The following is a 26,023-nucleotide window of genomic DNA, read 5'->3' on the forward strand; positions in this document are numbered from 1 at the left end:
ACCGTTCGCGCGGGCGGCAAGACCGGGCCCGAGTTCCCCCGCATTGAAGCGTGTTGACCAAGCCCCGACAACACCTGATGCCCAACCGGCGCACAGACGTGGCCGCGGGCCCGCCGGCGTTGTCCACAGCCTCGTCGCGCTGTCACCCCTCGCCAGTAGGGTGTGAAACATGGCCGACCCCTCCAGCTACCGCCCCAGGCCGGGACAGATCCCGGACTCCCCCGGGGTCTACAGGTTCCGTGACGAGCACCGCCGGGTGATCTACGTCGGAAAGGCGAAAAGCCTGCGCCAGCGCCTGGCGAACTACTTCCAGGACCTGGCGGGCCTGCACCCCCGCACCCGCACCATGGTCACCACAGCGGCGTCCGTGGAGTGGACGGTGGTGTCCACAGAGGTGGAGGCGCTCCAGCTGGAGTACTCCTGGATCAAGGAGTACGACCCCCGGTTCAACGTCAAGTACCGCGACGACAAGAGCTACCCGTACCTCGCGGTGACGATGAACGAGGAGTTCCCGCGCGTGCAGGTGATGCGCGGTCACAAGAAGAAGGGCGTGCGCTACTTCGGGCCGTACGCGCACGCGTGGGCGATCCGCGACACCGTGGACCTCCTGCTGCGCGTCTTCCCCGTGCGCACCTGCTCGGCCGGTGTCTTCAAGAACTCCGCCCGCACCGACCGCCCCTGTCTGCTCGGCTACATCGGCAAGTGCTCCGCGCCCTGCGTCGGCCGGGTCTCGCCCGAGGAACACCGCGAACTCGCCGAGGAGTTCTGCGACTTCATGGCCGGCCGCACGGGCACGTACCTGCGCCGCCTGGAGAAGCGGATGATGCAGGCGGCCGACGAGATGGAGTACGAGCGGGCCGCCCGTCTGCGCGACGACATCGAGGCCCTGAAGAAGGCTATGGAGAAGAACGCGGTCGTGCTCGCCGACGCGACCGACGCCGACCTGATCGCCGTCGCCGAGGACGAGCTGGAGGCGGCCGTGCAGATCTTCCACGTCCGTGGCGGACGCGTGCGCGGCCAGCGCGGCTGGGTCACCGACAAGGTCGAGGAGATCACCACCGGCGCCCTCGTCGAACACGCCCTCCAGCAGCTCTACGGCGAGGAGAGCGGGGACTCCGTGCCCAAGGAAGTCCTCGTCCCGGCCCTGCCGGAGCCGGTGGAGCCGGTCCAGGAGTGGCTCACCGAACGCCGCGGGTCGAACGTCTCGCTGCGGATCCCGCAGCGCGGCGACAAGAAGGCGCTGATGGAGACCGTCCAGCGCAACGCCCTGCAGGCCCTCGCCCTGCACAAGACCAAGCGCGCCTCCGACCTGACCACGCGCTCGCGTGCCCTGGAGGAGATCGCCGACGCCCTCGACCTGGACAGCGCCCCGCTGAGGATCGAGTGCTACGACATCTCCCACCTCCAGGGCGACGACGTCGTGGCCTCCATGGTCGTCTTCGAGGACGGCCTCCAGCGCAAGGGCGAGTACCGCCGCTTCCAGATCAAGGGCTTCGCAGGGCAGGACGACGTCCGGTCCATGCACGAGGTGATCTCCCGCCGCTTCAAGCGGTACATCGCCGAGAAGGAGAAGACGGGCGAGTGGGCCGAGGGCGAGGACGCCCTCACCGAGGACGACGGCCGCCCCAAGAAGTTCGCCTACCCGCCCCAGCTCGTCGTTGTCGACGGCGGGCAGCCCCAGGTCGCCGCCGCCAAGAAAGCCCTGGACGAGCTCGGCATCGACGACATCGCCGTGTGCGGCCTGGCCAAGCGCCTGGAGGAGGTCTGGCTGCCCGGCGAGGACGACCCGGTGGTCCTGCCGCGCACCAGCGAGGGCCTGTATCTGCTCCAGCGCGTCCGTGACGAGGCCCACCGCTTCGCCATCACCTACCAGCGCGCCAAGCGCGCCAAGCGCTTCCGGTCCAGCCCGCTGGACGACGTACCGGGCCTCGGCGAGACCCGTAAACAGGCGCTGATCAAGCACTTCGGTTCGGTGAAGAAGCTGCGATCGGCGACAGTCAGCCAGATCTGCGAGGTTCCGGGCATAGGTCGTAAAACGGCCGAGACCATTGCCGCGGCCTTCGCCCAGGCGGCCCCGGCCGCGCTCGCCGTGAACACGGCGACTGGAGAGATCATGGAAGACATGGAAGACGGGGCGCCCGAGGTGACCGAGGGCACCCCGGGGGAGCCCGTGACCGCGGGCACCCCGGACGAACGACGGGGGCAGGAGACATGACCGAGCAGGACAAGCAAACGCCACAAGAACGACCCAAGGAAGACGGAGCACAGGTGAGTACGGCCGGCGAGAACGCCGCGGTCCCCGAGGCCACCATCCCCGAGCTGGTGATCATCTCCGGTATGTCCGGAGCCGGCCGCTCGACAGCCGCGAAGTGTCTGGAGGACCTCGGCTGGTTCGTCGTCGACAACCTGCCGCCCGCGCTGATCCCCACCATGGTGGAGCTCGGCGCCCGCTCCCAGGGCAATGTCGCCCGGATCGCGGTCGTCGTCGACGTCCGCGGCCGCCGCTTCTTCGACAACCTCCGCGAGTCGCTCGCCGACCTCGACACCCGGGGCGTCACCCGGCGGATCGTCTTCCTGGAGTCCTCCGACGACGCCCTGGTGCGCCGCTTCGAGTCGGTGCGCCGCCCGCACCCCCTCCAGGGCGACGGCCGGATCGTCGACGGCATCGCCGCCGAGCGCGAACTGCTGCGCGAGCTGCGCGGCGACGCCGACCTGGTGATCGACACCTCCAGCCTGAACGTGCATGAGCTGCGCGCCAAGATGGACGCCCAGTTCGCGGGCGAGGAGGAGCCCGAGCTGCGGGCCACCGTGATGAGCTTCGGCTTCAAGTACGGCCTGCCCGTCGACGCCGACCTGGTCGTCGACATGCGCTTCCTGCCGAACCCGCACTGGGTCCCGGAGCTGCGGCCGTACACCGGTCTGAACGAGGAGGTGTCGGCGTACGTCTTCAACCAGCCCGGCGCCAAGGAGTTCCTCGACCGGTACTCCGAGCTGCTCCAGCTGATTGCCGCAGGCTACCGTCGTGAGGGCAAGCGCTATGTGACCATCGCGGTCGGCTGCACCGGCGGCAAGCACCGGTCGGTGGCCACCTCGGAGAAGCTCGCCGCACGGCTCGCCGCGCAGGGTGTGGAGACGGTGGTCGTCCACCGGGACATGGGACGGGAATGACAGGACGTACTCCGCGGCTGATCAGGGTTGGCCGGATCGGCCGGCCCGTCGAGGCCCGTGGCGGCCGACCGCGCCGCCGCGGTACTCAGCCCAAGGTCGTCGCCCTCGGCGGCGGCATGGGCCTGTCGGCCTCGCTCGCCGCGCTGCGCCGGATCACCGGTGACCTGACCGCCGTGGTCACGGTCGCCGACGACGGCGGCTCCAGCGGGCGTCTGCGCGACGAGCTGGGTGTGCTGCCGCCCGGCGATCTGCGCAAGGCGCTGGCCGCGCTGTGCGGCGACGACGACTGGGGCCAGACCTGGTCGCGGGTGATCCAGCACCGCTTCACCTCCCAGGGCGACCTGCACGACCACGCGGTCGGCAATCTGCTGATCGTCGCCCTGTGGGAGCAGCTCGGCGACCATGTCCAGGCCCTTGACCTGGTCGGCAAGCTCCTCGGGGCGCACGGGCGCGTGCTGCCCATGTCCGCCGTACCCCTGGAGCTCCAGGCCCTGGTCAAGGGGCACGACCCGGAGCGGCCCGAGGACGTCGACACCGTGCGCGGACAGGCCACCGTCGCCCTCACCCCCGGTGAGGTGCAGTCCGTGCACCTGGTGCCGCACGACCCGCCCGCCGTCCCCGAGGCCGTCGCGGCGGTCCAGGACGCGGACTGGGTGGTGCTGGGCCCCGGGTCCTGGTTCTCCTCGGTGATCCCGCATCTGCTCGTGCCCGAACTGCTGGACGCCCTCACGGAGACGAAGGCCCGCCGGGTACTCTCGCTGAACCTCGCCCCGCAGCCCGGAGAAACCGAAGGCTTCTCCCCGCAGCGTCATTTGGAGGTTTTGGGACGACACGCCCCTAAACTCGCCCTGGACGTGGTGCTGGCCGACGAGGCTGCCGTGCCCGACCGCGAGGTGCTGACCGAGGCCGCCAAGCGGCTCGGGGCCGCGGTCGAGCTGGCTCCGGTCGCCCGGAGGGACGGATCTCCGCGGCACGACCCGGAGCTGCTGGCCGCCGCGTACGACCGTATTTTTCGGATGCATGGAAGGATCGGCCCATGGCGATGACGGCAGCGGTGAAGGACGAGATCTCCCGGCTCCCCGTCACCCGGACCTGCTGCAGGAAGGCGGAGGTCTCCGCCATTCTGCGGTTCGCCGGCGGCCTCCATCTGGTCAGCGGGCGCATCGTGATCGAGGCGGAGCTGGACACCGCGATGGCGGCCCGTCGGCTCAAGCGGGACATCCTGGAGATCTTCGGCCACAGCTCCGAACTGATCGTGATGGCGCCCGGTGGACTGCGCCGGGGCTCGCGCTACGTCGTGCGCGTGGTCGCCGGCGGTGACCAGCTGGCCCGGCAGACCGGCCTGGTCGACGGGCGGGGCCGCCCGATCCGCGGCCTGCCCCCGCAGGTCGTCTCCGGGGCCACCTGTGACGCCGAGGCCGCCTGGCGCGGCGCCTTCCTGGCGCACGGCTCGCTCACCGAACCCGGCCGCTCCTCCTCCCTGGAGGTGACCTGCCCGGGCCCCGAGGCCGCGCTCGCGCTCGTCGGAGCCGCCCGCCGGCTGTCCATCGCCGCGAAGGCCCGTGAGGTGCGCGGCGTGGACCGGGTCGTCGTCCGTGACGGTGACGCGATCGGCGCCCTGCTGACCCGCCTCGGCGCCCATGAGTCGGTGCTGGCCTGGGAGGAGCGGCGGATGCGCCGCGAGGTCCGCGCCACGGCGAACCGTCTCGCCAACTTCGACGACGCCAACCTCCGCCGCTCCGCGCGCGCGGCCGTCGCCGCCGGTGCCCGCGTCCAGCGCGCGCTGGAGATCCTCGGCGAGGAGGTCCCCGAGCATCTCGCCGCCGCCGGCCGGCTGCGCATGGAGCACAAGCAGGCCTCCCTGGAGGAGCTCGGCGCGCTCGCCGACCCGCCGCTGACCAAGGACGCCGTCGCCGGCCGTATCCGCCGCCTCCTGGCGATGGCCGACAAGCGCGCCCAGGACCTCGGCATCCCCGGCACCGAGTCCACCCTCACCGAGGAGATGGCCGACAACCTCGCGGGCTGACCTGAAGGTTGACCCATCGTCACCACGCCGGTGACCGCGCCCACTTGGGTGATGGTCACCGGCGTTTTCGTGTCCTGAGGCGCCCTTGACTCGATCATGGAGTGTCATGAGCCTGGCATCTGTTCGCTGACGTGGCGAACCCACGCTAGGGGGGTTCATGAGACACAGAGCGAGATCGATCCTCGCTGTCGGCGCGCTCCTGATCGGCGGAGCGAGCTTCGCACCCATCGCCCAGGCACAGAACGACAGTTCGGACCCATCCGGTTCGGACGAGGTCAAGGTCTTCCGCGCCGAGGTCACCAAGAAGCAGATCCCGCTGCTGCTGGCCGCCGGACAGGACGGCCATGAACTCAGTGAGCGGGCGCCCGAGAGGGGCACCGCCACGATCGAGGTCTACCTCACCGACAAGCAGGCCGACAAGCTGGAGAAGCAGGGCGTAGAGCTCACCGAGCACACCCTGTCCGCCAAGGCCGAGCAGCGCGTCGAGGCGGCCGCCGAGAGCGTCTTCCGGCCCTTCAGCGGCAGCGGCGGCCTGAAGGAGGAGATCTTCCGCACCGGCCAGGAGAACCCCGGCCTCACCAAGGTCGTCTCCATCGGCAAGACCGTCCAGGGCCAGGACATCCTGGCGCTGAAGCTCACCAAGAACGCCAAGAAGTCCAAGGACGGCGCCAAGCCCGCCGTGCTGTACATGTCCAACCAGCACGCGCGGGAGTGGATCACCCCGGAGATGACCCGGCGGCTGATGCACCACTACCTGGACAACTACCGCACGGACAAGCGGATCAAGAAGATCGTCGACACCACCGAGCTGTGGTTCGTGATCTCGGCCAACCCCGACGGCTACGACTACACCTTCAAGGACACGGGCGACCGCCTGTGGCGCAAGAACATGCGGGACGTCAACGGCGACGGCGCCATCGGCACCGGCGACGGAGTCGACCTCAACCGCAACTTCGCCTACAAGTGGGGCTATGACGACGAGGGTTCCTCCCCCAACCCCACCAGCCAGACCTACCGCGGTGACGCCCCGGGCTCCGAGCCGGAGACCAAGGCGCTGGACGCCTTCCAGAAGCGCATCGGCTTCGAACTCGGCATCAACTACCACTCGGCCGCCGAGCTCCTCCTCTACGGCGTCGGCTGGCAGGTGGCCACCGACACCCCGGACGACGTCCTCTACAAGGCGCTCGCCGGCACCCCCGACAACCCCGCGGTGCCCGGCTACCACCCGCAGGTCTCCTCGGAGCTGTACACCACCAACGGCGAGGCGGACGGACACGCCTCCAACGTCAACGGCCTGGCGATGTTCACGCCCGAGATGTCGACCTGCCAGACCGCCTCGAACGTCGACCCGAACGACGCCTGGCTCCCCGGCGACTGCCAGTCCATCTTCAACTTCCCGGACGACGAGAAGCTGATCCAGCAGGAGGTCGCCAAGAACCTCCCGTTCGCGCTCTCCGTCGCCGAGTCCGCCGGCCACCCGGACCAGCCGTCCTCCTCGCTCGGCCTGAAGGCCGCCGACTTCACCCCGGCGCCGTTCACCACGTCGTACTCCCGCGGCGCCGACCAGAAGGTCTCCGTCGTCGTACGCAAGTCCGTGCGCGACAAGGAGCTCAAGTACCGCGTCAACGGCGGCCGTACGCACGACATGGCGCTGCGGTCCTGGAAGGGCGGCGAGACCTACGGCGGTGCGGACAACCTCTACTTCGACGAGTACCGCGCCAAGGTCGCCGACGGCGATGCCGGTGACAAGGTCGAGGTGTGGTTCACCGGCGAGACCAGGAGCGGAAAGCCGGTCTCCAGCGACCACTTCACCTATACCGTCGCCGAACGCCCGCGCGCGGACGCCCTCGTCGTAGCCGAGGAGGGCGCGGCCGCCACCCAGGCGCAGACCTACGTCGACGCGCTCAAGGCCAACGGCTACAAGGCCGTCGTCTGGGACGTCGCCACCCAGGGCGCGCCCGACGCGCTCGGCGTGCTGAGCCACTTCGACACCGTCGTCCACTACACGGGCGCCGGCATCCCCGGCAACGCCACCCAGCTCCAGTTGCGCGCCTTCCTCAACGAGGGCGGCAAGCTGATCGAGGCCGGCGAGCAGGCCGGCGGCAACGTCGACCTCGGCGGCGGCACCCTGTCCAACGACTTCAGCCAGTACTACCTCGGCGCCTACAGCCGTACGTCGCTGCCCGGGGCCACCGCCTTCGAGGGCGCCGGTGACCTCGCGGGCGCCAAGGGCGCGCTGGCCGGGGCGCCGGGCAACCCGCTGAACGCGGCCGGCTCCTACAGCGTCACCTCCGAGACCCTGCCCGTGGACAGGTTCCCGCAGTTCGCGAGCGCCGGAGCGGGCCGCTACCCCGGCACGGTCAACCCGTACGGGCCGTACGAGGGCAGCTCCATGGCGGCCGTCACGCACAGCGACTACGCCTGGAACCGCCTCACCCGCACCATCGACCTCACCTCGGTGACCGCCGCGCAGGCACCCACGCTGACCACCCGCATTCTGTGGAGCACCGAGCCTGGCTACGACCACGCCGTGCTGGAGGCCCGTACGGCGGGCGGCGACGACTGGACGACGCTGCCCGAGAAGGGTGGCGCGACCAGCACCGCGGTGCCCGAGGAGTGCTCGGCCGGGTACTTCATCCAGGCCCACCCCGCACTCAAGCGGTATCTGACGCTCGCCGGCGGCGCCTGCACCCCCTCCGGCACCAGCGGCTCCTGGAACAGCTTCACCGGGGCGTCGGCAGGCTGGCAGGAGGTCTCCTTCGACCTGTCCGCCTACGCGGGCAAAACCGTCGAGGTCTCGCTCGGCTACATCACCGACCCCGGCTCCGGCGGCCGTGGCGTCCTCGTCGACAACGCCTCCGTCGTGATCGGCGGCACCGCCGTCGAGACCGAGGGCTTCGAGACGGCGCTCGGCGCCTGGAGCGTCCCGGGCCCGCCCGCGGGCAGCCCCGCGGTCGTCAAGGACTGGGCGCGGGTCGGCCGGCTCTTCCAGACGTACGGCGCGGTCACCACGGACGACACCGTGCTGCTGGGCTTCGGCCTGGAGCACGTCGTCGCCCCGGCCGACCGTGCGGCCCTGATCGGCGAGGCGCTCACCGCCCTCGACGGGTGAGCCAGGGTCCGCAAGGCCCCGACTCTCCGCGATGAGGAGGTGACAGGGCGCTGAAGCCCGGGGGCGGTCCGTACCCCTACTGGCGGGTACGGACCGCCTGCCCGTGTATGGGGCATCTCGATGTCACCTCGGGGGCCTCAGGGAGGTAGGGTCGTAGGCGGTCGGGGACATCCCAAATACAGCTCGCCGGCACCGCATGGCCGGCGTACCAACGAGGAGATCGGTTCGTGACGATCCGCGTAGGCATCAACGGCTTCGGTCGTATCGGTCGCAACTACTTCCGCGCGCTGCTGGAGCAGGGTGCTGACATCGAGATCGTGGCTGTCAACGACCTGGGTGACACCGCGACCACCGCTCACCTGCTGAAGTACGACACGATTCTGGGCCGCCTCAAGCAGGAGGTCACCCACACCGCCGACACGATCACGGTCGACGGCCACACCATCAAGGTGCTCTCCGAGCGCAACCCCGCCGACATCCCGTGGGGCGAGCTGGGCGTCGACATCGTCATCGAGTCGACCGGCATCTTCACCAAGAAGGACGACGCCGCCAAGCACATCGCGGGCGGTGCGAAGAAGGTCCTCATCTCGGCTCCGGCCAAGGACGAGGACATCACCATCGTGATGGGCGTCAACCAGGACAAGTACGACCCGGCGAACCACCACGTCATCTCCAACGCCTCTTGCACCACCAACTGCGTGGCGCCGATGGCCAAGGTCCTCGACGAGAACTTCGGCATCGTCAAGGGCCTGATGACGACCGTGCACGCGTACACGAACGACCAGCGCATCCTGGACTTCCCGCACAAGGACCTGCGCCGCGCCCGTGCCGCCGCGGAGAACATCATCCCGACCACCACGGGTGCCGCCAAGGCCACCGCACTGGTCCTGCCGCAGCTGAAGGGCAAGCTGGACGGCATCGCGATGCGCGTTCCGGTCCCGACCGGCTCGGCCACCGACCTCGTCGTGGAGCTGTCCCGCGAGGTCACCAAGGACGAGGTCAACGCCGCGTTCAAGAAGGCCTCCGAGGGCGAGCTGCAGGGCTACCTGTCCTACACCGAGGACGAGATCGTCTCCTCGGACATCGTCAGCGACCCGTCGTCCTGCACCTTCGACTCCTCCCTGACCATGGTCCAGGAGGGCACGTCGGTGAAGATCCTCGGCTGGTACGACAACGAGTGGGGCTACTCCAACCGCCTCGTCGACCTCACGGTCTTCGTCGGCAACCAGCTCTGATCTCCGGAGCAGGCACTTCGATGTGACAGCAGGGCTCGGGCGGCGCAGGGACGCGCCGCCCGGGCCCTGACTCACGTACAGACCAGCCCTCTTAGGATCACGAGCATCACGAACACTTCTCGGGAGCCCTCTCAATGAAGACGATCGACGAACTCCTCGCCGAAGGCGTCACCGGCAAGCGGGTCTTCGTCCGCGCCGACCTCAACGTGCCGCTGGACGGCACCACGATCACCGACGACGGCCGTATCCGCGCGGTCCTGCCCACCGTCAAGGCGCTCGCCGAGGCCGGCGCCCGGGTGGTCGTGGCCTCCCACCTGGGCCGCCCCAAGGGTGCCCCGGACCCCGCCTTCTCCCTCGCCCCGGCCGCCGCCCGGCTCGGTGGACTCCTCGGCGCCGACGTCGCCTTCGCGACCGACACGGTCGGCGAGTCCGCCCAGGCGGTCGTCGCGGGCCTCGCCGACGGCCAGGTCGCCGTCATCGAGAACCTGCGCTTCAACGCCGGCGAGACCTCCAAGGACGACGCCGAGCGCGCCGCCTTCGCCGAGCAGCTCGCCGCCCTGGCGGACGTCTACGTCGGCGACGGCTTCGGCGCCGTGCACCGCAAGCACGCGTCCGTGTACGACCTCCCGGGCAGGCTGCCGCACTACGCCGGCTACCTCATCGCCACCGAGGTCGGCGTCCTGAAGAAGCTCACCGAGGACGTCAAGCGGCCCTACGCCGTGGCCCTCGGCGGCTCCAAGGTCTCCGACAAGCTGGCCGTCATCGACCAGCTGCTCGGCAAGGCCGACCGCATCCTCATCGGCGGCGGCATGGCCTTCACCTTCCTCAAGGCCAAGGGCTACGAGGTCGGCACCTCGCTGCTCCAGGAGGACCAGATCCCAGCCGTCACCGAATACCTGGAGCGCGCCGAGAAGCTGGGCGTCGAGCTGGTGCTCCCGGTCGACGTCGTGGTCTCCCCGGGCTTCCCGGACCTGAAGGCCAAGGCGCCCACCGAGCACACCGCCGTCGACGCGGACCAGATGCCCGAGGGGCAGCTGGGCCTGGACATCGGCCCGAAGACCGGCGAGCTGTACGCCGGAAAGCTCACCGACGCCGCGACCGTCTTCTGGAACGGCCCCATGGGCGTCTTCGAGCACCCCGATTTCGCCGAGGGCACCAAGGCGGTCGCCCAGGCCCTCGTCGACTCGGACGGGTTCACCGTCGTCGGCGGCGGAGACTCCGCCGCGGCCGTGCGTACGCTCGGCTTCGACGAGACCGCATTCGGCCACATCTCGACCGGCGGCGGCGCCTCCCTCGAATACCTTGAGGGCAAGACGCTCCCCGGCCTCGCCGCACTGGAGGACTGACCCTGATGAGCACGCGCACGCCGCTGATGGCGGGCAACTGGAAGATGAACCTCAACCACCTTGAGGCCATCGCCCACGTCCAGAAGCTCGCCTTCGCCCTCGCGGACAAGGACTACGAGGCCGTCGAGGTCGCCGTCCTGCCGCCCTTCACCGACCTGCGCTCCGTGCAGACCCTGGTCGACGGCGACAAGCTGAAGATCAAGTACGGCGCCCAGGACATCTCCGCGCAGGACTCCGGCGCCTACACCGGCGAGATCTCCGGCCCGATGCTGGCCAAGCTGAAGTGCACATACGTGGCCATCGGCCACTCCGAGCGCCGCCAGTACCACAACGAGACCGACGAGATCGTCAACGCCAAGGTCAAGGCCGCCTACAAGCACGGCCTGACCCCGATCATGTGCGTCGGCGAGGAACTGGACGTCCGCGAGGCCGGCAACGCCGTCCCGCACACCCTCGCCCAGGTCGAGGGCGGTCTGAAGGACCTCCCGGCCGAGCAGGCCGAGACCATCGTGATCGCCTACGAGCCCGTCTGGGCCATCGGCACCGGCAAGGTCTGCGGTGCCGAGGACGCCCAGGAGGTCTGCGCCGCCATCCGCGGGAAGCTCGCCGAGCTGTACTCGCAGGACGTGGCCGACAAGGTCCGCATCCAGTACGGCGGCTCCGTGAAGTCCGGCAATGTCGCCGAGATCATGGCGCAGGCCGACATCGACGGCGCCCTGGTGGGCGGCGCTTCCCTGGACGCCGACGAGTTCGTCAAGATCGTGCGCTTCCGCGACCAGTAAGTATGCGGTAGCGCGGATCCGTCGTACCCTTGCGGGGGCACAGCCCGGTGGCTGTGCCCCTGTCGTCCATCCAGATCCGAGGAAGTTGGTCCAGCCGTGGTTATGGGGTTCTCGATCGCCCTGATCGTGTTCAGCGGTCTGCTGATGCTGCTGGTGCTGATGCACAAGGGCAAGGGCGGCGGCCTCTCCGACATGTTCGGTGGCGGCATGCAGTCGTCCGTCGGCGGCTCCTCGGTCGCCGAGCGCAACCTCGACCGGATCACCGTCGTGGTCGGTCTGCTGTGGTTCGCGTGCATTGTCGTGCTCGGCCTGCTGATGAAGGTGAACAACTGACCGGCACGCACAATCCGTACGTAAGGCCCCATGTTCGGTACGCGCAGCTGAGCGCGGCCTATCATGGGGCTTGCGTCTAGATGTGGGGCCTGTAACTCCAATCACTGGACGCGCGTTGGGCCTTACGTAGACTGAGGCGCTCGCAACGAAGCGAAACGCCGACTCGCTTCGCGGCACCATCACGCAGGGAGTTACACCGTGGCAAGTGGCAACGCGATCCGGGGAAGCCGGGTCGGGGCGGGGCCGATGGGCGAGGCCGAGCGCGGCGAGTCCGCGCCGCGGCTGCGCATCTCCTTCTGGTGCTCCAACGGGCACGAGACCCAGCCCAGCTTCGCCAGCGACGCGCAGGTTCCCGACACCTGGGACTGCCCGCGCTGCGGCTTCCCCGCCGGGCAGGACCGGGACAACCCGCCGGACCCACCGCGCACCGAGCCCTACAAGACGCACCTGGCGTATGTACGGGAGCGGCGCAGCGACGCGGACGGCGAGGCGATCCTCGCCGAGGCGCTCGCCAAACTGCGGGGCGAGATCTAGAAGTTGAGGAACGGCCAGGCACCGCTCGGTGCCTGGCCGAAGCTGTTTCGCGGCCTGCCGCTCCCCGCGCCCCGGCCGATTGTCAGTGGTGCCCTCTACGGTTTGTTCATCGGGCGAATCGTGAGGGGGAGACGTGGCGACGGTCGAGTCGGGGGACGTGCGCGCACCGGCGTGGCGCGGGGGTTTCGGGCGGTTGTGGAGCGCCGCCGTGCTCTCCAGCTTCGGCGACGCCCTGCGTACGGCCGCGCTGCCGCTGCTCGCCGCCACGCTGACGGACCGCCCGCTGCTCATCGCCGCGGTGACCGCCTGCGGCTATCTGCCCTGGATCGTCTTCGGGTTGCTGGGCGGCGCCGTCGCGGACCGAGTGGACCAGCGGCGCGCGATGTGGATGATCGATGCGCTACGAGGGCTGCTGGTCGCGGGTTTCGCGGTCGCCGTCGCTCTCGGACACGCCTCGATCGCCCTGCTCATCGCGCTGGCCTTCGCCCTGACCACGCTCCAGACCCTCTTCGACAACGCCTCGACGGCCCTGTTGCCCGCCCTGGTCGACCGCACCGAGCTGGGCAGTGCCAACGCCCGCCTGATGACCGGGCAGCGCCTCGCGGGCGGCCTGCTGGGCGCGCCGGTCGTACCGCTGCTGATCACGGCCGGGGCGGCGGCGCCCTTCGCCGCGGACGCGGTGACCTTCCTGGTGGCGGCCGCGCTGGTCGCCTCGCTGCGGACAGCGCCGCCCGAGCGAGGGCCCAGACCTGCGGGCAGCACCCTGCGCCGGGAGATCACGGAAGGGCTGCGCACTCTGGGGCGGGACCGGGCCCTGCGCGGGCTGTGCGCCGCCACCGCCCTGTGCAACATCGGCATGGGCGCCCTGATCGCCACCCTGGTGCTGCTGGTGACGGGCTGGCTGGACGCGGGCAACACCGGATACGCGGTGGCCATGACGGCGTACACGGCCGGCAGCCTCACCGGCGGGCTGGTGGGGGGTACGCTCGTCGCCCGGGCGGGGCGGGTGCGGGCGGTGCTGCTCGCCGGGGTCGTGCAGATCGGCGCGCTCGTCGTGATGGGCTCGGTACGCCATCTGGTCGCGCTGGCGCTCGCCCTGGCCGTGTTCGGGTTCATGGGCATGGTGTGGAACGTGAACACCACGACCCTGATGCAGCAGCGCAGTCCGGCCGACATGCTCGGGCGGGTCAGCTCGGCGTTCCGGACCCTCGGTGTCGCCGGGGCACCCCTGGGCGCGCTGCTCGGCGGCGCCATCGCCACCGCATGGGGACTCAACAGCCCGGCCCTGCTCGCGGCCGCGTTCTTCGTCCTGTCCGTCATCGCGCTGATACCAGTACTCAAGGTGGACGTACTTGTTGTTGCCCCGCACGACGACAGCACGACAGCTCACGTCACCCGCTGATCAACTAGGTTGGAACAGCGGGGACAGGTACGAAAGAAGGCTGAAGTCCGAGATGAACCAAGACGGCCGTACCAGGCTCAACCAGACGCCCGAGTGGACCGCGCTGGCCAAGCATCGCGAGGAGCTCGGCGAGGTCGGGCTGCGCGAGCTGTTCGCCGCCGACCCCGGCCGCGGCGCCGGCTACACGCTCCAGGTCGGCGACCTGTATGTCGACTACTCCAAGCACCTCGTCACCGACGAGACGCTGCGCCTGCTGCGTGAGCTGGCCGTCGCCACCGATGTGTTCGGGCTGCGCGACGCCATGTTCCGCGGCGAGAAGATCAACACCACCGAGGACCGGGCGGTCCTGCACACCGCGCTGCGCGCCCCGCGCGAGGCGGTCGTCGAGGTGGACGGCGAGAACGTCGTGCCGGGGGTGCACGCCGTCCTCGACAAGATGAGCGACTTCGCCGACCGCGTCCGCTCCGGCGCGTGGACCGGTCACACGGGCAAGCCCATCAAGAACGTCGTCAATGTCGGCATCGGCGGCTCCGACCTCGGCCCGGCCATGGCCTACGAGGTGCTGCGCGCGTTCACCGACCGCGAGCTGACGGTCCGTTTCGTGTCGAACGTCGACGGCGCCGATCTGCACGAGGCCACCCGCGACCTCGACGCGGCGGAGACGCTGTTCATCATCGCCTCGAAGACCTTCACCACCATCGAGACGATCACCAACGCCACCTCGGCGCGCAACTGGCTGCTGGGGGAGCTGAACGCCGGTCAGGAAGCCGTCGCCAAGCACTTCGTGGCGCTGTCGACGAACACCGAGAAGGTGGCGGAGTTCGGCATCGACACGGCGAACATGTTCGAGTTCTGGGACTGGGTCGGCGGCCGCTACTCCTACGACTCGGCGATCGGCCTCTCCCTGATGATCGCCATCGGCCCGGACCGCTTCCGGGAGATGCTCGACGGGTTCCGGCTGGTCGACGAGCACTTCAAGAGCGCCCCCGCCGAGTCCAATGTTCCGCTGCTGCTGGGCCTGTTGGGCATCTGGTACGGCAACTTCCATGACGCCCAGTCGCATGCCGTGCTGCCCTACAGCCACTACCTGTCCAAGTTCACGGCCTACCTCCAGCAGCTCGACATGGAGTCCAACGGCAAGTACGTCGGCCGGGACGGGCGGCCCGTGGAGTGGCAGACCGGACCCGTCGTCTGGGGCACGCCCGGCACCAACGGGCAGCACGCCTACTACCAGCTGATCCATCAGGGCACCAAGCTGATTCCGGCGGACTTCATCGGCTTCGCCGAGCCGGTCGCCGAGCTGAGCGAGGAACTCAAGGCGCAGCACGACCTGTTGATGGCGAACTTCTTCGCCCAGACCCAGGCGCTGGCCTTCGGCAAGACGCCGGAGGAGGTGCGCGCGGAGGGTGTGCCGGAGGAGCTGGTCAGCCACAAGACGTTCAAGGGCAACCACCCGACGACCACGATCCTGGCCCGAGAGCTGACCCCGTCGGTCCTCGGCCAGCTGATCGCGCTCTACGAGCACAAGGTGTTCGTGCAGGGCGCCGTGTGGAACATCGACTCCTTCGACCAGTGGGGCGTGGAGCTCGGCAAGGTCCTCGCCAAGCGGGTCGAGCCCGCGCTCACCGAAGGCGCCGAGGTCCCCGGCCTGGACGCGTCTTCCAAGGCGCTGGTCGCCAAGTACCGGGAGCTGCGCGGACGGTGACCCGAGAAGCGGGCGGCGGTCGGCCGCCCGCTTCGACCGCCGTATGTTCCGCCTCAGGGCTGGGGCACTTCAGGCGACCGAGCTGAGCGTGTCCGTCAGTCTTCGTCTCGCCGCCCGGGTCGCCGGGACCGCGGCGACCGCTGCCGCTCCGGCGACCGCCGCCGCTCCGAACAGCAGCAGGAGAGCGGCGGACGGGCCGTCCGCTATCCCGGCCCCGATGCCGCTCGATCTGCCCTGCGCGTCGATCAGCCACCGCCCGAGCGGCGCCCCCAGCGCCGTGCCGGCGAACACCGCGGCCAAGGCCGTACACGCCGTCGCCGTGACCGTGATCCCCGTGATCTGCCGAGGGGACAGGCCGATCGCCTTCAGGGCCAGCAGATCCCGTTCGCCGTCGCGGACCATGCCGCCGATGGCCGTCAGGAGTTCGATCAGGCCGATCAGCGCCAGCACCGTGATCAGCCCGACCACGACTGCGCGCAAGGGCGAAAGGCCGTCGGCGGGGTTGGGCACGGCGTGCACATCCACGTGCCCGTGACCGGCCGCGCCCAGCCGGCCCGCGACCTCGGAGGCGTCGGCGCCCGGTCGGAGCCGGAGTTCGTAGCGGCTCGGGGCGAGGCCCGGGTCGTTCTCCCGCAGTGTGTCGAGGGAGGTCGAGATGACCCTCCCGGCGTTCTCCGGTTCGATGCTGCGGCCGACGATGTGCAGGATCTGCGGCTGGTCGCCCACGGTCATCCGCACCCAGTCGCCGACCCGCACGTCCAGCAGATTCAGCAGCCCCTGCCCGGCGACCGCCTCGTCACGGCCGTTCGCGGGACGGCCCTCGGCCAGGGCGTACGGGTACGGGTCCCCGCGTGTGCCGAGGCCGCGCAGCGCGATCGTGGAGGTCTGGCCCGGGACCAGTGCCGCGACCTCGACGCCGGGGTAGACAGCGGCGACCTCGGGGTCGTTTTCCAGCAGCGCGCGGGCGTCCCGGGCGCCGATGCCGGAGTCCGTGTGGACGGTGAGCGCGGTGGGCAGGCCGATCTGCTCGGGTCTGCTCTGGAAGCGGTCGATGGTGCTCCACGCGCTGAGCGCCACCACGATCAGCAGCAACGGCAGCGCGAGCCGGGCGACGGTGCCCAGGGTGCGCGGACGTCGGGTGAACGCGGTGTGCCAGCCCAGCACCAGCGCGGGGGACAGCCGTATCCCCAGCATCCGCCGGACCGGTGCCGAAAGACCGCCCCCGGTCGAAGCCGTCGGCCGGGGCACCGGCACCGGCGGCACCCGTCCCGCCCGCCAGGCCGCGAGGCCGGTGGTCGCGGCGATGAACAGCATCACGCAGGCCGGCACCGCGAACAGGGCCACCGCGTGCCCGGGCAGGCCCTGCCACACGCCGATCGCGTCACCGAGGCGGCCGGGGAGCCGGTTGCCCAGGGCCTCGGTGAGCGCGGCCGCGGACACGGCGCCGAGCAGGGCGTAGGCGAGGTGCTGGAGGAGATAGACGCGGACGACCTGGCCCGGGGTGAAGCCGATGGCCTTCAGGATCGAGATGTCGCGGAGGTGGCCGCGGATGCGGGTGCCGATCGCGCCGTGCACGGCGAGCCCCGCGGCGACCAGGGCCCCGAGGCCGAACAGGCCGAGCACCTGGCCGAGCAGCCGGTTGTCGCCCTGTTCCTCGGCGCGCGCCTGCTGCCAGGTGGTGACCTCGCCGACCGCGCCGGCGCCCAGCACGGTGACGGCGCGCTGGACGGCGTAGTCGGTGTCCTCGGGGTCGGTCAGGCGCAGCCCTGTGACCTGGCCGTTCGGGTCGCGCACGGCGGACGGCAGGGCCCAGACGAGTCCGGGCCGTTCGCCGGGCCGGTAGCGGGGCTCGGCGCTGTCGGCGACGCCGAGAACGGTGAGGGTCCGTGCGGTGCCGGGGAGGGTGAGGGTGTCTCCGGGGGCGGCGAGCAGGGTGTGGGCGAGGCGGGTTTCCAGGACGACGCCGTCGGGGGTGGCCGGGTCCAGCCAGTGCCCGGAGGTGAGCAGCGGGCGGCCGATGGCGGGCTGGTCGGGGGTGCCGCGCAGTTCGACCGAGGCGCGGGCGCCGCGGGAGGCGAGGGTGGCGGCGGCGGTGGGGTAGGGGCCGGCGACGGAGGCGACGCCGTCGAGGGCGTTGAGTCTGCCCGCGTCGGCGGAGGGGCCTGTGTGCAGCCATACGTGGGCGCCGCGGGACTGGGTGAAGACGCGCTGCCAGGGGTTGGTGGCGTAGCCGAAGAGTGCCGTGGCCAGCAGCAGCGAGACGACGACGCCCGCGGTGGCGAGGACGAGGAACAGCGCCTCGCCGCGGTGCGCGCGCAGATCGGAGTGCGCCCAGCGCAGGGTGGCTCGCATCCGGCTCAGGCCCCCCGGGGATCGTCGTAGGCCCGCATATCAGTCCCTGAGCTCCAGTACGCCGGATATGCCGGCGCGGCGCGGCGGGGTGCCGTCGTCGAGCGTCGCGTCGTCGGCTATGCGGCCGTCGAAGAAGCTGATCACCCGGTCCGCGGCGCTGGCGAGACGGGCGTCATGGGTGACCAGCAGGATCGTCTGACCGCGCTGGTGGAAGCGGGACAGCAGCCGCATCACCTCGCGGGTGCCCTTGCTGTCGAGGCTGCCCGCGGGCTCGTCGGCGAGCAGCAGCGGGGGATGGTTGACCAGGGCGCGGGCCAGCGCGACCCGCTGCTGCTCACCGCCGGACAGCTCGCCCGGCATGCTGCGCTCCTTGCCCGCGAGGCCCAGCTCGGCCAGCAGCTCCTCCCGCTCGGCGCGTGCCTTTCTGGGCGGGACGCCGGCGAGGAGAGCGGGCAGCTCGACGTTGTCGGCGACGGACAGGTTCGAGACCAGGTTGAAGAACTGGAAGACGATCCCGATGCGCTTTCTGCGCTCGACCGCCCAGCGGGCCTCGCTCCAGGTGCCCGTCGGCACGCCGTCCAGGTGGATGCTGCCGCTGTCGGGCCGTTGCAGTCCGCCCAGCAGATGCAGCAGCGTCGACTTCCCGGCGCCGGACGGGCCGGTGATCGCCGTGAACTCGCCGGGCGCCACGCGCAGATCGACGCCGCGCACGGCGTGGGCCGGGGCGCCCTCGCCGTAGTGCGTCTTGACCAGGCCCTCGGCGTGCAGCACAGGAGCGGGACCGTCGCTCATTCCAGCTCCTCCAGCTCTTCCTGGCAGCGCTCCAGCCAGTCGAGGTCGGCCTGGAGATGCAGCATCGCGCCCTCGATGAGCAGATGGGCGATGCGGTTGTCGCGGTCTTCGGCGGCGGCCAGCTTGGAGAGATTGCGCATGGTGGTGAGGTACTGGCGCCGCTGTTTGTTGATGAGGGCGATCTGGTCGGCGAGGTTCGTCCGGGGAGCGAGGGCCAGCTTCATGAAGAACTCGTCCCGCACCCGCGGCTCGTCCTCGGTCTCCTCGAACCAGGCGCTCAGCGCCTCCCGCCCGGCTTCGGTGAGGTGGTAGACCTTCTTGTTGGGTCGGCTGGCCTGTTCGACGTCCTCGCCCTCGATCAGTCCCGACTTCTCGAGGCGGCCGAGGGTGACATAGATCTGGCCGACGTTCGGCTGAGGGTACGCCGAGCCCAGCAGTTGCTCAAGGTCCTGCTTGAGCTCGTAGCCGTGGGCGGGGCCGCGCGCGAGGAGTGCCAGGAGGGGCAGGCGCACTCGTGCTGTCCTCCTCGGTCCTCGGTAATATGCGACAGACCCTAGTATCGCGCATACCTAACAGGTATACATGGCCTCTGACCCGGGCGACGACGCCCGTGCCGGTGTACAGGGAGGAACCTATGCGGTGGATCCACACCGCCGGTAGGGGCCTTCTCGTCCTGCTCGTGGTGCTGACCGGTTATGCCGCCTCCGGTGTGCGGTCCGGTGAGGCGGCCGACGGCGGGCGCGGTCCGCTCACCCTGGCCACCGCAGGCGATCTCACCGGCTATCTCGGTCCCCTCCTGGAGGGCTGGAACCGCACGCACCCCGGGGAACGGGTCACCCTCGTCGAGCTGCCGGACTCCGCCGACGAGACCCACGCCCAGATGGCCACCGACCTGCGCGACGACGGCCGCGGCCGGTTCGATGTGCTGAACATCGACGTGAACTGGACGTCCGAGTTCGCGGCGGCGGGCTGGATACGGCCGCTGCCCCGCGACCGCTTCCCGCTGGAAACCTTCCTGCCCCCGGTCGTCGACACGGCGACCTACGACGGACAGCTGTATGCCGTCCCGTACGTCACCAACGCCGGCCTCCTCCTCTACCGCAAGGACATCCTCGCCGAGGAAGGCGTCGAACCGCCGCGCACCTGGGACGAGTTGGAGCACCTCGCGAAGACCGTCGCCCCGAAACACGGGCTCGACGGCTACGCCGGCCAGTTCCTGCCGTACGAGGGGCTCACCGTGAACGCTGCCGAGGCCGTGTACTCGGCGGGCGGGTCCATCCTCGGCGGCGAGGGCGAGCGCGTCACCGTCGACTCGGCCGCCGCCCGCGAGGGCATCGGATTCCTGGCGCGCGGGGTGCGCGAGGGCTGGATCCCCGAGCGGGCGCTGGCCTACAAGGAGGAGGAGTCCAAGCAGGCATTCCAGGACGGACGTCTGCTGTTCCTCCGCAACTGGCCCTACGCGTATGTCGTCGCCTCCGCCGAGGGGTCGCCGGTCGCCGGGAAGGTCGGTGCCGTGCCGTTGCCGGGGCCCGACGGGCCGGGGACCAGTGTGCTCGGCGGCTCCAATCTGGCCGTGAGCACGCATGCCGAGAACCCCGACTCCGCGGCGCGTCTGATGGCGTACCTGACCAGTGAGCGCGTCCAGCGCCAGGTGCTCACGCGTGGTGCGCTGCCGCCGGTGCGGGCCGGCCTCTACGAGGATGCCGAACTCATCAGGGAGTTCCCGTACCTCCCGACCCTGCGCGAGAGCGTGCTCACGGCCGCTCCGCGCCCCAAGAGCCCGCGCTACGACCAGGTCAGCCTGGTGGTGCAGGCGGTCGTGCGGGACGCGATGACCGGGCGGACGACGCCCGAGGCGGCGGTGCGGAGACTGGCGCGCGAGCTGGCCGCCGTCTCCGGCCGATAGGTCTCCTAGTTACTTGTTAGGTAACGCGGGTATCTCATCTGGGCTCGGAGTGCCCGTAAAATCCACATATAACACCCCAACTCGGCGGTAACCTCTGTTCTCTTCATTGACACCCCTCCGACACGCCTACCTAACATGCATACATGTTGAGTAAGTACCGCTGGTGGCGTGACGCGGTGATCTACCAGGTGTACGTCCGCAGCTTCCTGGACAGCACCGGCGACGGCGTCGGCGATCTCGCCGGGGTCCGGGCCGGACTGCCGTATCTGAAGAAGCTCGGCGTCGACGGGATCTGGCTGAGCCCCTTCTATCCCTCGCCGCAGCACGACCACGGTTACGACGTCGCCGACTACCGCGATGTCGACCCCCTCTTCGGCGACCTCGCCGAGTTCGACCTGCTGATGGCGGCCGCCCGGCGGCTCGGCGTCAAGGTGCTGCTGGACATCGTCCCCAACCACTGCTCCAGCGAGCACCCGGCGTTCCGCGCCGCGCTCGACGCGGCCCCCGGCAGCGCGGCCCGCGCCCGCTTCCACTTCGCCGACGGCCGGGGTCCCGAGGGCGCGGAGCCGCCCAACAACTGGCACGCCATGTTCGGCGGCCCGGCCTGGACCCGGGTCGACGACGGCCAGTGGTACCTGCACATGTTCACGCCCGAACAGCCCGACTGGAACTGGCGCGACCCCGAGGTCGCCGCCGACTTCGAGAGCACTCTCCGCTTCTGGCTCGACCGGGGCGTCGACGGCTTCCGTATCGACGTCGCCGCCGGCCTGTTCAAGCACCCGGACCTGCCCGACTCGGACGACCCCGAGGCGGACGCCCGCACCCGCGACTCGGTCAACCCGCTCGCCTGGAACCAGCCCGAGGTGCACGATGTGTGGCGCCGGTGGCGTGCCGTCTGCGAGGAGTACACCGCCCGCGACGGCCGCGAACGGCTCCTGGTCGGCGAGGTGTCCGTGCCGACGGCACGCGAACACGCCCTGTACGTCCGCCCCGACGAACTCCACCAGGCGTTCTTCTTCGACCTGCTCGGCGCCCCCTGGGACGCCGACGCGTTCCGCAAGGTCATCTCCGAGGCCATGCAGGACATAGCCGGCACGGGCTCGACGGTCACCTGGGTCCTCAACAACCACGACCAGGTCCGCACCGTCACCCGCTACGGCGAACCCGCCACCGAGGGCAGCGGCCTCGGTGCCGCCCGCGCCCGCGCCGCCGCGCTGCTGATGCTGGCGCTGCCCGGGGCCGCGTACATCTACCAGGGCGAGGAGCTGGGGCTGCCCGAGGTCGTCGATCTGCCCGACGACGTGCTCACCGACCCGATCTTCCGGCGCACCGGAAACAGGGCCCGCATCCGGGACGGCTGCCGGGTGCCGCTGCCCTGGTCGGGACAGGCCTCGCCGTTCGGCTTCACCTCCGGGGTCGAGGGCGCCAAGCCCTGGCTGCCGCAGCCCTCGTACTTCGCCGAGTACGCCACCGACCGGGCCCTCGCCGACACCCGCTCCTTCTGGCACCTGTACCGCGACGGCCTCCAACTGCGGGCCTCGCTGCCGCAGTTGGGCGAGGGCGAACTGCGCTGGCTGGACAGCGCGCCCGGCGTCCTCGCCTTCACCCGCGGCGACGGGGTCGTCTGCGCCGTCAACTTCGGTACGGCCCCCGCCCCCGCGCCGGTCTCCGGCTCCCCGCTGCTGTCCAGCGGCCCCTGCCCGGCCGGGGTGCTGCCCGGCTCCACGGCCGCCTGGTGGATCGGCGACCTCTGATTTTCCGTCAACTCCCAACCTCTTGAAGGGACATCAACGATGATGCGACGACTGCTCGTGGGCTGCACCGCCCTCACCCTGGCCCTCGGCGCGACCGCCTGCGGCGGCGGCCCCGTCACGGCCGGCGGCGGCGACCAGGCGCTCAGCGGCCAGACGGTCACCGTGGCCGGGGTCTGGTCCGGCAGCGAACAGAAGAACTTCCAGAAGGTGCTGGACGCCTTCACCGAGAAGACCGGCGCCAAGACCCAGTTCATGTCCACCGGCGACAACGTCTCCACCGTCGTCGGCAGCAAGATCGAGGGCGGCAACGCCCCCGACGTCGTCCTCGTCCCCCAGGTCGGCGTCCTCAAGCAGTTCGCCCAGCAGGGCTGGCTCAAGCCCCTGTCGAAGAAGACCGAGAGCGCCGTCGACGCCAACTTCGCGAGCGTCTGGAAGAGTTACGGCAGCGTCGACGGCTCGTTCTACGGCCTTTACTTCAAGGCTGCCCACAAGTCGACCGTCTGGTACAGCCCCGACGCCCTCGACCAGGCCGGGGTGGAGCCGCCGCGCACATACGAGGCGATGCTCAAGGCCGGGCAGACCGTCTCCGACTCCGGGCTCGCCGCCTTCTCCGTCGCCGGACAGGACGGCTGGACGCTCACCGACTGGTTCGAGAACGTCTATCTCTCCCAGGCAGGGCCCGAGAAGTACGACGCGCTCGCCGCGCACGAGCTGAAGTGGACCGACGCCAGCGTGGTCGAGGCGCTCACCACCCTCGGCACGCTCTTCAAGGACGAGCAGCTCATAGCCGGTGGCCCGGACGGCGCCCTGAACACCGACTTCCCGGGCTCGGTGGAGAAGGTCTTCGGGCCGAAGGCGGAGGCCGGCATGGTCTACGAGGGCGACTTCGTCGCCGGGGTCGCCAAGGACCAGTTCGGCAGGTCCATCGGCGACGACGCCAACTTCTTCCCGTTCCCTGCGGTCGACGGCGGCGAGGCGCCGGTCGTCAGCGGCGGTGACGCGGCCGTCGTACTGAAGGACGGCAAGAACCAGAAGGCCGCTCAGGCGCTCGTGGAGTTCCTGGCGACGCCCGAGGCCGCTGCCGTGTGGGCCGAGGCGGGCGGCTTCCTGTCGCCGAACAAGGAACTCGACCCGGCCGCGTACAGCGACGGCGTCACCCGGGCGACCGCCAAGTCCCTGATCGCCGCCGGGGATTCGGTCCGCTTCGACATGTCCGACCAGGCTCCCGCGGCCTTCGGCGGCACCAAGGGCGCCGGCGAATGGAAGATCCTCCAGGACTTCCTGCGCGACCCCTCCGACCCCAAGGCGACCGCGGCGAAGCTGGAGGCCGCGGCGGCCAAGGCCTACCGGGGCTGACACACCATGACCGCGACCCTCGTCAAGGAGACGAACCCCCCGCCGCCCGCCACCCTCCCCGAACGGGCCCGGCGCCTGCGGCGGCGCGGGCGGATCATCGCCCTCCTCTTCGTCCTCCCCGCGCTGCTCCTGCTCGGCGCGCTCGTCGTCTACCCCGTGCTGTTCTCCGTCGGCCGCAGCTTCTTCGACGCCTCCGGCACCGAGTTCGTGGGCGGCGAGAACTACTCCGAGATGTTCCGCGACCCGGCCACCCTCAAGGCCGTCCGCAACACCGCGATCTGGGTCGTGGTGGCCCCGGCCCTGCTGACCGGCCTCGGCCTGATCCTGGCCGTGCTGGTGGAGAAGGTCCGCTGGGCCACCGCGTTCAAGCTGCTGCTGTTCATGCCGATGGCGGTGTCCTTCCTCGCCGCCGGCATCATCTTCCGGCTCGCCTACGACGAGGACCCCGACAAGGGCGTCCTCAACGCCGCCGTCGTCTCCGTGCACGACGCGATCAAGGGCACGTCGGCGTACCCGACGGCGCGTGGCAGGGAGGGGCAGGGGCTGAGCAAGTCCGCGGACGGCTCGTATCGTACGAGCGCCTCGACCGGGGAGTCGGTGACGCTCGGGCTGGTCGGTGTGCCGCCGAAGGAACTGCCCGCCGGCGCTGAGCCCGCGTACCGGGCCGCCGCCCGCCAGGCCGCCCCCGGCGAACTGAGCGGAGTCGTCTACCTGGACTTCACACCTGGTGGGGGAGGGGAGGAGGGGAAGGTCGATCGGCGGGAGAGCGGGCTGCCCGAGATCAAGGTCGAGGCCGTGCGCGACGGCAGTACCGCCGCCACCACGACCACCGCCTCCGACGGCTCCTTCCGCTTCTCCGGCCTGGACCGGGGCGACTACGAAATACGGTTGCCCGCCTCGAACTTCGCTGCGCCCTACGAGGGGATCTCCTGGCTCGGTCCCGTGCTCGTCACTCCGGCGATCATCGGGGCGTACCTGTGGATCTGGACCGGGTTCGCGATGGTGCTGATCGGCGCCGGACTCGCCACGTTGCCGCGGGACGCGCTGGAGGCGGCGCGGATGGACGGCGCCAACGAGTGGCAGATCTTCCGGAAGATCACCGTGCCGCTGCTGGCGCCTGTGCTGACCGTGGTCTTCGTGACGCTGGTGATCAATGTGATGAAGGTCTTCGACCTCGTCTACATCATCGCGCCCGGGCCGGTGCAGGAGGACGCCACCGTGCTCGCCACCCAGATGTGGCTGGTGTCGTTCGGCGGCGGCAACAACCAGGGCCTCGGCAGCGCCCTCGGCGTACTTCTGCTGCTCCTGGTCGTCCCCGCCATGGTCTTCAACCTCCGCCGCTTCCGAAGGAGTCAGCGATGAACGCCGTCCGCCGGACCCTCGGCAGCAGTGTGGTGCAGGCCTTCCTCGTGCTGGTCGGCCTGGTCTGGCTCACCCCGCTCGCCGGGCTGCTGCTGTCCTCGCTCAGATCGGCCGAGGACACCGCGACAGGCGGCTGGTGGACGGTGTTCACCAGCCCGGGCCAGCTGTCCCTGGACAACTACTCGGCGCTGCTGGAGAACGCGGGCATCACCCAGGCGTTCTGGAACACCGTGCTGATCTCGGTACCGACGACCGTGCTGGTCGTGGTCCTCGCGGCGCTCGCGGGATACGCCTTCGCCTGGCTGGACTTCCCCGGCCGGGAGGCGATCTTCCTGGTCGTGGTGGCGCTGCTGGTGGTCCCGGTGCAGATCGGTCTGCTGCCGGTGGCCAAACTCTTCGGCCAGTTGGGGCTGTTCGGCACGATTCCCGGCGTGGTGCTCTTCCATGTCGCCTACGGGCTGCCGTTCGCGGTGTTCCTGCTGCGGAACTACTTCGCCGAGATGCCCAAGGAGATGCTGGAGGCCGCGCGGATGGACGGCGGCGGGGAGTGGCGGATCTTCACCCGGCTCGTCCTGCCGGTCGGCCGGCCCGCGATCGCCAGCCTCGCCATCTTCCAGTTCCTGTGGGTGTGGAACGACATGCTGGTCGCCCTGCTCTTCGCGGACAGCGCGTCCCAGCCGCTGACCGTGGAACTCCAGTCCCAGATACGGCAGTTCGGCAGCAACATCGATGTGCTGGCGCCGGGGGCGTTTGTGTCGCTGGTGGTGCCGGTCGTGGTGTTCTTCGCGTTCCAGCGGCACTTTGTGCAGGGGGTGATGGCGGGGTCGGTGAAGTAGGGGGAAGCGGTGGGGGCTTCAC

20 protein-coding genes are annotated in these 26,023 nt (G+C 70.3%); 17 read left to right on the top strand and 3 right to left on the bottom strand.

The features are described from left to right. The first annotated feature begins 169 nt into the window (after nt 1-169). The 12 genes from uvrC to pgi all read left to right on the top strand — a co-directional run bounded on the left by uvrC (nt 170) and on the right by pgi (nt 15,643). Entirely contained in the window at nt 170-2,215 is a 2,046-nt protein-coding gene (gene uvrC / locus H4N64_RS08745; RefSeq protein WP_186281554.1) for an excinuclease ABC subunit UvrC, read from the top strand. Beyond that, nucleotides 2,212-3,168 (top strand): RNase adapter RapZ, encoded by a 957-nt coding sequence (gene rapZ / locus H4N64_RS08750; protein WP_186281555.1) that lies wholly within the window; start codon nt 2,212-2,214, stop codon nt 3,166-3,168. The genes uvrC and rapZ overlap by 4 nt, the downstream gene beginning before the upstream one ends. Continuing rightward, nucleotides 3,165-4,214, top strand: coding sequence for a gluconeogenesis factor YvcK family protein (locus tag H4N64_RS08755; protein ID WP_186281556.1), 1,050 nt, complete (start codon nt 3,165-3,167; stop codon nt 4,212-4,214). Before rapZ ends, H4N64_RS08755 begins: the two co-directional genes overlap by 4 nt. After that, nucleotides 4,205-5,194 (top strand): DNA-binding protein WhiA, encoded by a 990-nt coding sequence (gene whiA / locus H4N64_RS08760; protein ID WP_151478450.1) that lies wholly within the window; start codon nt 4,205-4,207, stop codon nt 5,192-5,194. The genes H4N64_RS08755 and whiA overlap by 10 nt, the downstream gene beginning before the upstream one ends. A 157-nt stretch (nt 5,195-5,351) precedes the next feature. Next, nucleotides 5,352-8,306: a M14 family metallopeptidase gene (locus H4N64_RS08765; RefSeq protein ID WP_186281557.1), complete on the top strand. Its 2,955-nt coding sequence runs from the start codon at nt 5,352-5,354 to the stop codon at nt 8,304-8,306. A 227-nt stretch (nt 8,307-8,533) separates the two neighbouring features. Further along, entirely contained in the window at nt 8,534-9,541 is a 1,008-nt protein-coding gene (gene gap / locus H4N64_RS08770; protein WP_186281558.1) for a type I glyceraldehyde-3-phosphate dehydrogenase, read from the top strand. A gap of 134 nt (nt 9,542-9,675) precedes the next feature. After that, entirely contained in the window at nt 9,676-10,887 is a 1,212-nt protein-coding gene (locus H4N64_RS08775) for a phosphoglycerate kinase (protein ID WP_186281559.1), read from the top strand. Nucleotides 10,888-10,892: 5 nt separating this feature from the next. Continuing rightward, entirely contained in the window at nt 10,893-11,669 is a 777-nt protein-coding gene (tpiA, locus tag H4N64_RS08780; protein WP_186281560.1) for a triose-phosphate isomerase, read from the top strand. Between the two features lie 102 nt (nt 11,670-11,771). Beyond that, nucleotides 11,772-12,002 carry a preprotein translocase subunit SecG gene (gene secG, locus H4N64_RS08785; RefSeq protein WP_015661252.1) on the top strand — a complete coding sequence of 77 codons (231 nt, stop codon included), beginning with the start codon at nt 11,772-11,774 and terminating at the stop codon, nt 12,000-12,002. 246 nt (nt 12,003-12,248) lie between these two features. After that, a complete protein-coding gene (locus tag H4N64_RS08790) occupies nt 12,249-12,536 on the top strand; it encodes an RNA polymerase-binding protein RbpA (protein ID WP_004002138.1) in 288 nt (95 codons plus the stop codon). Nucleotides 12,537-12,669: 133 nt separating this feature from the next. After that, nucleotides 12,670-13,938 carry an MFS transporter gene (locus tag H4N64_RS08795; RefSeq protein ID WP_186281561.1) on the top strand — a complete coding sequence of 423 codons (1,269 nt, stop codon included), beginning with the start codon at nt 12,670-12,672 and terminating at the stop codon, nt 13,936-13,938. Between the two features lie 52 nt (nt 13,939-13,990). After that, nucleotides 13,991-15,643, top strand: coding sequence for a glucose-6-phosphate isomerase (gene pgi, locus H4N64_RS08800; protein ID WP_186281562.1), 1,653 nt, complete (start codon nt 13,991-13,993; stop codon nt 15,641-15,643). A 69-nt stretch (nt 15,644-15,712) separates the two neighbouring features. Here pgi and H4N64_RS08805 read toward each other — a convergent pair whose 3' ends face one another. The 3 genes from H4N64_RS08805 to H4N64_RS08815 are packed head-to-tail and all read right to left on the bottom strand — an operon-like array spanning nt 15,713 to nt 19,299. Then, nucleotides 15,713-17,995, bottom strand: a complete 2,283-nt coding sequence (locus H4N64_RS08805) for an ABC transporter permease (protein ID WP_186281563.1) — start codon at nt 17,993-17,995, stop codon at nt 15,713-15,715. A 39-nt stretch (nt 17,996-18,034) separates the two neighbouring features. Next, nucleotides 18,035-18,787: an ABC transporter ATP-binding protein gene (locus H4N64_RS08810; RefSeq protein ID WP_186281564.1), complete on the bottom strand. Its 753-nt coding sequence runs from the start codon at nt 18,785-18,787 to the stop codon at nt 18,035-18,037. After that, nucleotides 18,784-19,299, bottom strand: coding sequence for a helix-turn-helix transcriptional regulator (locus tag H4N64_RS08815; protein ID WP_186281565.1), 516 nt, complete (start codon nt 19,297-19,299; stop codon nt 18,784-18,786). Before H4N64_RS08815 ends, H4N64_RS08810 begins: the two co-directional genes overlap by 4 nt. Nucleotides 19,300-19,421: 122 nt before the next feature. Between H4N64_RS08815 and H4N64_RS08820 the strand changes: the two genes are divergently transcribed. The 5 genes from H4N64_RS08820 (at nt 19,422) to H4N64_RS08840 (ending at nt 26,001) form a co-directional block, all read left to right on the top strand. Further along, nucleotides 19,422-20,693 carry an ABC transporter substrate-binding protein gene (locus H4N64_RS08820; RefSeq protein WP_186281566.1) on the top strand — a complete coding sequence of 424 codons (1,272 nt, stop codon included), beginning with the start codon at nt 19,422-19,424 and terminating at the stop codon, nt 20,691-20,693. A gap of 143 nt (nt 20,694-20,836) precedes the next feature. Beyond that, nucleotides 20,837-22,447 (top strand): glycoside hydrolase family 13 protein, encoded by a 1,611-nt coding sequence (locus H4N64_RS08825; RefSeq protein WP_186281567.1) that lies wholly within the window; start codon nt 20,837-20,839, stop codon nt 22,445-22,447. A gap of 39 nt (nt 22,448-22,486) precedes the next feature. Next, nucleotides 22,487-23,803: an ABC transporter substrate-binding protein gene (locus H4N64_RS08830; protein WP_186281568.1), complete on the top strand. Its 1,317-nt coding sequence runs from the start codon at nt 22,487-22,489 to the stop codon at nt 23,801-23,803. Nucleotides 23,804-23,809: 6 nt separating this feature from the next. Beyond that, nucleotides 23,810-25,165, top strand: a complete 1,356-nt coding sequence (locus H4N64_RS08835) for a carbohydrate ABC transporter permease (protein WP_186281569.1) — start codon at nt 23,810-23,812, stop codon at nt 25,163-25,165. Next, nucleotides 25,162-26,001, top strand: a complete 840-nt coding sequence (locus H4N64_RS08840; RefSeq protein WP_186281570.1) for a carbohydrate ABC transporter permease — start codon at nt 25,162-25,164, stop codon at nt 25,999-26,001. Before H4N64_RS08835 ends, H4N64_RS08840 begins: the two co-directional genes overlap by 4 nt. Nucleotides 26,002-26,023 lie beyond the last annotated feature (22 nt).

It is taken from the genome of Streptomyces cupreus, assembly GCF_014257025.1.
Lineage (GTDB): Bacteria > Actinomycetota > Actinomycetes > Streptomycetales > Streptomycetaceae > Streptomyces > Streptomyces cupreus.